Source organism: Novipirellula sp., from assembly GCF_041583735.1.
Taxonomy (GTDB): Bacteria; Planctomycetota; Planctomycetia; order Pirellulales; family Pirellulaceae; genus Novipirellula.
The window spans coordinates 1-6,613 of the sequence record NZ_JBFHFD010000480.1 but is presented as its reverse complement, the minus strand read 5'-3'; the positions used below and the strand labels follow the sequence as shown (position 1 = coordinate 6,613).

5 protein-coding genes and 1 pseudogene are annotated in these 6,613 nt (G+C 54.0%); 1 reads left to right on the top strand and 5 read right to left on the bottom strand.

Annotated features, from left to right (window positions below; translation table 11 throughout):
- The coding region (locus ABX962_RS26305) for an SHD1 domain-containing protein (RefSeq protein ID WP_372723808.1) at window positions 1-1,563 on the top strand (1,563 nt) is incomplete at its 5' end.
- Window positions 1,564-1,623: 60 nt separating this feature from the next.
- On the opposite strand, the gene ABX962_RS26300 is transcribed toward ABX962_RS26305, so the two are convergent.
- From ABX962_RS26300 to ABX962_RS26280, 5 genes and pseudogenes are all read right to left on the bottom strand, one after another.
- Complete coding sequence (locus ABX962_RS26300; protein ID WP_372723807.1) at window positions 1,624-2,718, bottom strand: acyltransferase family protein; 1,095 nt, start codon at window positions 2,716-2,718, stop codon at window positions 1,624-1,626.
- Window positions 2,719-2,987: 269 nt separating this feature from the next.
- Window positions 2,988-4,145 (bottom strand): PP2C family protein-serine/threonine phosphatase, encoded by a 1,158-nt coding sequence (locus ABX962_RS26295; protein WP_372723805.1) that lies wholly within the window; start codon window positions 4,143-4,145, stop codon window positions 2,988-2,990.
- A complete protein-coding gene (locus tag ABX962_RS26290; RefSeq protein WP_339937755.1) occupies window positions 4,142-5,077 on the bottom strand; it encodes a response regulator in 936 nt (311 codons plus the stop codon). The genes ABX962_RS26295 and ABX962_RS26290 overlap by 4 nt, the downstream gene beginning before the upstream one ends.
- A 72-nt stretch (window positions 5,078-5,149) precedes the next feature.
- Entirely contained in the window at window positions 5,150-5,518 is a 369-nt protein-coding gene (locus ABX962_RS26285) for an STAS domain-containing protein (protein WP_372723803.1), read from the bottom strand.
- A gap of 156 nt (window positions 5,519-5,674) precedes the next feature.
- Window positions 5,675-6,613 (bottom strand): annotated as a pseudogene (locus ABX962_RS26280) (hypothetical protein); the annotation flags it as partial.

Below are 6,613 nucleotides of genomic sequence, written 5' to 3'. Positions count from 1 at the left end.
CTTTTTGTTTGGATCCCAATCATTCTCAGCTCGTTCGTGGTCGCCACGAGCACGCATAGTGACGCAAGAGAACCGGTTCGCATCTGGGTCGATCAATCCGGCCTGCATGCGATCGAAGCGAGTCTGATGAACATCACCGATAAAGTGGCGTTTCTGAAACGTCCCGACGGATCGAAGGTTAAAATCGCCGTCTCGCAATTAAGCCAGGCCGACCAGGACTACCTTTCGAGCTGGAGTGACCGTTCAAGTTTCTCTGAAAACCATTTGCGTTGGACGCCCCCTGTCCTGCCGAAACTTTCACCTCAACCTCTGTTGGATCTACCGCCGGCGACAAGCTTGTTGGACGACGGAGCTGCACTGCAAGCGGTTAGCGGATCTCTGCCGGTAGTGAAATCCACATTGCCATCGGTTTGTTTGCCCGATCCTCTGCCCTTTGCCTACGATCTCGCATTCGGCAAACAAACCATCGGGGACATCGAGTCCTATGACTCGGTGTCGCGGCCGCTAATCATTGCGACCCCCGAGCAAACGTTTCTAGCGACCTCGATCACCTCTGGATTGAACTCGACTCAATCATCAACATCGAACCGGATCGTTTGTTACGAGCCTGCGACGGGCAAGGCATCGACGGTTCTACAATCCGAGGTGCCTGTGACGATTCTGGACCATCACCAACCGAGCGGCCGCACCTTGGTGCTGCACGGACATCGCGTGATGGGGCAAGGAGGTCAATTGGCCATCGCCAGGGGTTGGGAAGAAGACTCGCTGAGTGTCAAATATTTCCGATCGTTGCCGATGATCTCGTCCCCTCAGACAACCGTTGCCAAGCAAGCCAAGCAAGTGCATTGGGCACGATGGGTCGACGACGAACACGTAGTCGCCGCGATCGATTCAGAAATCGCCGTCTGGAACCTGTTCTCGGGTGAATGTGTCCACCGCATCTGTCGCATTTCCTCAACATGCGAACCCGCGATCTCGGCTGGCCGACGCTATATTGCGGTGCCGCGTCCAGGATCGGTGGCCCTTTTCGATACCCAAAATGGCACCGCACTGGGAACGATTCCGATCGAACCGGGCCAACGAGCCTACGTCAGTTTCTCACCGCGTGGCGATTCCTTAGCAATCGCCACCACGTCGCGGCTCCGCGTGTGGGAGTTGTCGTCGGCCTCCTTGCGAGGCGAAGCAATGTCACGACGAAGCCTCGGCAGGGGAGCTCCGGTGTGGATCGATACCGATTTGGTTTTGTCGTCTACCGGAGTCTTGCTGAGCATCTATCGAGGCGTCCCGGTTTGGCGTTACGAGCTTTCGGGATCCACGATCAATTCGTATGGATTTTCATCTGAACCCCAAGGTGTGGGTTTGGTAACACGTCGTCCGAACGGCCAGATTGCGTTTATCGAAGTGCCCCACAAGACGGTGCGAAACGCGTTGTCGTGGGTTGATGATCGCCTGACATCCCACGTCGAATCGGTGTGGGACATTCCTGGAAAGAGCGTACTCGGCGAATACGGTTGGGCGGATCGCGAACTTCAGTTTACCCAGTTCGAGCAAGCGTCTCGATAAAAGTCGCTTTTCACCCCACGAAAAAGCATCGTTCGCAGTCTCGTTTCTTGTTTCGCGAGTCTAGCTGATGGTGGCAGGAACCGTCTCCGGTTCGCGCTTCGTGCGGTATCGCGTCCAGAGTCGGCGAAGCCCATTGGTGATCGGCTGCTCGATGCGATGGGTGACAATGATCGCAAGCGAAAAGGAAAACGTTACCGCCATCAAGAAACTGATGTTCGACGGAATCCCCGAATGATTCAACCGATACATCAAAATACACCCGAGGTTATTGTGACAAAGATACAGTGCGTATGAAATCGTGCTGATATAAATCAACGGTCGAATCCGCAACAGCGGCATCTTTCCGTAGGCACAGAGGGTCACCAAACCGACGATCAACACGGTCGCGACAGGGTTATGTTTGCCGTGATCAATGCTGTGGAACACACCACACGCAAGCAAGATCCCCAACATGTTCTGCCACTTCTTGCCTGTTCCGGTTTTGATCATATAGAGTAAGAAACCGATGGCAAACAGCGGCACGAAATCGAGCAACATCAATAGACGCAGGCTCGACAATAACGAAAACCAGCGTGTCCCGTCGTACTCGATTGCATAGGCATCTAACAGCGGACAAGCCACAAGCGACAAGGCACACAATGTTCCCCAACCAACGAAATAGCGACGCAATGCGCCCAATTTAAACAGCACCACCAATGTGATGTAGAACATCATCTCGACTTGCAGCGTCCACATCACCGGGTCGACACATTCGTAACCGAGCACACGCGGAAGCAGCGTCAAGTTCGCTAGAAATTGTTCGGCACCGAGTGGTTCGCCCGCCAACGGCATCTGACGCGTGATCCACAGATTCGCGACGATCACGATCAAAAAGAAAGGGACGATGCGAATCATCCGCGCGGCAACGAAATCGACCGGTTTTCCCCGCCGCATCAATGACATGCTATTGACGAATCCGCTCAGGATAAAAAACATCTCGACGCCATATTTGCCAAACGGCCAACTCCACCCCAGCGGTGAGACGAAACCGTATTTGACCGCGTAGACGTACGAGAGATGAAACAGCAGCAAATTGATCGCCGCCAACGCGCGAAGCGCATCGAGTTCGACGATACGTTGATGAGGCTTCAGAATGGTTTTGGTCGACTCAGGCATTCGTGCGTAACAATTTCCAGGGTGAAGGACTGGCAATGACGTCAAACTACCAGTCGATTCAATCTTGGGTTGCAACGGCGAACAAGGTCGAGTTGCCCATTCGCGGAGCCGCAAATGATCGTGCGGGGGTACCAATGTTTGACGGTCGTAACGATTTTGCCGACACCCTGTGCGCGGACGGTTCTCGATCACTTCGAGGCTTCCCCGTTAGCCCCCCGCAATCGCCCCTCACAATCGCCCCTCACAATCGTCTCGGTCAATCGTCTCGGTCAATCGTCTACCGATCGGTCGTCGACCGCCGCTCTCAGCAGCAAGGCGGTGCAATCATCTCGATCGACACCGATATTATGAATATTTTCAAACAGCGAATCGATCACATCACGTAGCGTCCCTTGGTTGCAGCGCACCGCTTTGTCGACGACATGGTCAAACGATTGATAACTGGCATCGGGCGAAACCGAATCGAGAATCCCATCGGTGAACATCAGCAACGTAGACTGCGGAAACCCGCTGACGACCTCGTGAGTGACATAGTTCAGCGTATCAACGATCCCCAGCGGCGGTTCCTTCGAAGACAGGATACAAACCGGTTCATTGGGGTTGATCACGTAGGCGGGATGTCCCGCACTCGCATAACGAATCGTCTTTCGCTGGGGGCAAAGAAAACCGAGGAACATGGTAACGAAATAACGCAACTGCACGTCGCGACAGAGGATTTTGTTTGCGTTACTGAGAATCGTTCCTGGATCGTCGCACATCATCGCCATCGCGCGTAAGATCGCGCGAGTTTCCATCATCACCATCGCAGGAACCAAGCCATGCCCGCTAACGTCCGCGATCACAAAGGCCAGCCGTCCATCGGGCAACTCCATCAAATCATAAAAGTCACCTCCGGCCTGTTCCGCCGGTTCGCAACGACCACACCACTGCACGCCAGAGAAACGCTCGGACGGTTCGGGCAGCAACATTTGCTGAATGCGATGCGCGAGTGCCAATTGGTTGTGAAAACCGAGCAAGGACTTTTCCGCTAATCGTCGTCGACAACGTTCGATCGCCAAATCGATCGGCCGTGTCAAATGCTCGGGACTGGCGACTTCGTCCTTCAGCACATAGTCTTCGGCACCGCTGCGAACGGCAAGAATTGCCATCGAGCGATCGGCGTGACCACTAAAGACGACGATCGGCACATCGTTTGCTACCGCTTGGATTTGATTTAAACTCTCCAGCCCATGCGAATCGGGCAGATTCAAATCGAGCAAAATCAGGTCTGGAAAACGCCCCGAGACAGCCTCGATCGCTGCGGCGAGTGTTTCCGTCACTTGCAATTCGTAGGACGATTCACTCTTTGCTAACCAGCGGCGGACCGCTTCGATGTCGTCGAGACTGTCTTCCACCATCAAGATAAATCGCGACGGGGTATCCTTCACACTGATGACTCCTCAGCCACGGGCGATTCCTGCAGATCCGAAACACAACGTTTGATCATCGTGATCTCGTTCCCTTTTTCGTTGTGTTTCACTTCGTCCATGAAGGTGTTGATCAACAGCAGCCCACGCCCTCCTTCTTTGTCGAGATTGCTAGGGTCGGTCGGATCGGGAACATCATCCAAACAGAACCCCGGCCCCTCATCGCGAATCGTAAACATCACCCCTTCGCGATCGGCGACCAAACGGAAATAGACGCGGCGATCGCCATACGGTGATTCGTTCATGCGTGCGTCAATCATATCGAGATAGGGTTGACCGTCCTCCATCCGCCGCAATTCCGAGTCGATCTCGAGATTCCCGTGGATCATGGCGTTGACAATCGCCTCGTCCAACGCCATCGCAATCTGCATGTGTTGTCCCGGATCGTAGTCCGCCAACTCGTTCAAAATCGACTCGACACGACCGATCAAATCGGGAACCAGCGACTGATCGTTAGTCAAAGCCCAGGACATCTCGGTGCGGTCAAGGCAACTCGCTAGCAGTTGATTGGTTTGGGCCGCTTTCTGTAATTCCAGTGTCCGCCGGACGGTCGGCAGCAAAATGGTTGCCAGTGCACTTTTCGGAACGTAGCTCGCCGCTCCGGCGTGAAGCGCCTGTGCCGCGATCAACTCACTACCTGCGGCGGTGGTCAAAATCACCGGCACTGGCAATTGCTGCATCGTGATCTCGCGGACGAGTTCCAACCCGTCCATGTTAGGCATTTGCAAGTCGGTCACCACCAGATCGGGCAAGCGTTCTTTGACCTTCGCTAACGCTTGCACTCCGTCATTGGCAACGCTGACCTCATAGCCAGAAGTTTCCAAGAGCATACGAATTTGAATCAGCTGAGTCGCGCTATCGTCGACAACAAGAATACGGTGCTGGTCAGCCATGAACGGTCCTTCGGGGAAGGGTAATCATCGAGTTTGCAGAGGTTCGGCATGACCGCTGCGATGCCATTTCGATTACTTTTTTTGCTTAAACGACAAGATTGCTTTGGGCGTCGAGTCCATGATGTGCAGCAGTGTTCCATCCAAGTTGGTTACCTGAAACGCCATTCGCACCATCGGCGTCATATTACAAAGTCGCAACTCGCCATTTTCGCTTTGCACATAGTCGCTGCACCGCAGCATGGTGGTAATAAATTCAGATGAGATTGCTTCGACGTCCTTAAAATTTATCACCAATCTCGCAGGTTTGCTGGATTGGATGAACGCGATTAACTCTTGTTGAGTTTGTTGTATGAGTTCGCGATCAATGAATTTGCTTGACGTTAGAAAAACAACAGGAACCCCTTCCGAGGCACTCGTTCGAATGTTTTTATAAATCGCCATCGCTTTGTCCGTCCCAAACCGATTGAGTTGAGATGGGAGTGCGTGGACATCGGCCCTAATGAACCAGCCCAACTCCTTCACACCAGTATAAACGATGGCTAGGAAGCAAGGGGAATCGAAGCACACCCTCACCAAAAAAAACCAGACCAAATGTGCCTACAACGGAAACACTTCAATCGCGTCGTACAGCGGCAGATAACGATAGTAGACCTCAAGAATCATCGCCGCCATCGCCGTCGTGTAAAGCCGGCCACCGACATCACCGAACTCATCGGTGAAATGCCAACTGCCGGCCTCGTGTCCCGCGGTGGCTTGGGTACGCACCAAATGGTCGCGAACGCGGGTGTTCCAGCGGTCCCAAGCGGGATGACGCGAATGGTGCAGCGCCAACGTACCGTAGTAGTCATGATAAACGTTGGTCAACTTTGGCCCCCGCTTGGCCATCGCAGTCAACGCCTGCTGCATCGCCATTTCGCTGGGCGTTTTTCCCAAATACATCAACAACGTCAAACCAATCGCCGTGTTCGTTGCATCGGGTTTCATCCCCGGTTTGTAGGCAAAGACGTAGTCGTCATCGGGCGACGTTGACAAAACATAATCGCGAGCACTGGGAAGGGTATGGTAGTGCAGCGGAATCTTGTTTCGCCGCGTCGCCACCAGTGACAAGACTTGCCATCCGGTGAGCGTCGTATCACCGGGCGTGCCTGGCAAGTATCCCCAGGAACCATTGCGATGCTGGGCATAGGTTGTGAATGTCATTGCCTGCGAAACCAATTCGCGGAGATCGGTATCCCCTTGCTCGTTCGCGGGGTTCCGTGACATGTAGAGCGCCTCGGCGACCGCCATCAGGGCGATGCCATGTCCGTACATGCTGCCTTGCTGCCAATCGACTCCTGCGTCAGCCTCTGCAGCAGCAGACCGCAAATAATACAATCCGTCACGGACCACATCTTCATACTTGCCGCTCTGGTGAGTGTAGCCGGCTCCTAAAAAAGCGAGTAGCGCTAGACCGGTCGCTCCCGTCGATGGAGTCGCGGTATCGGATGTTTTCTTGCTATGACGGCAGCGTCCGTTACAGGGATCCAGTTCAAGATT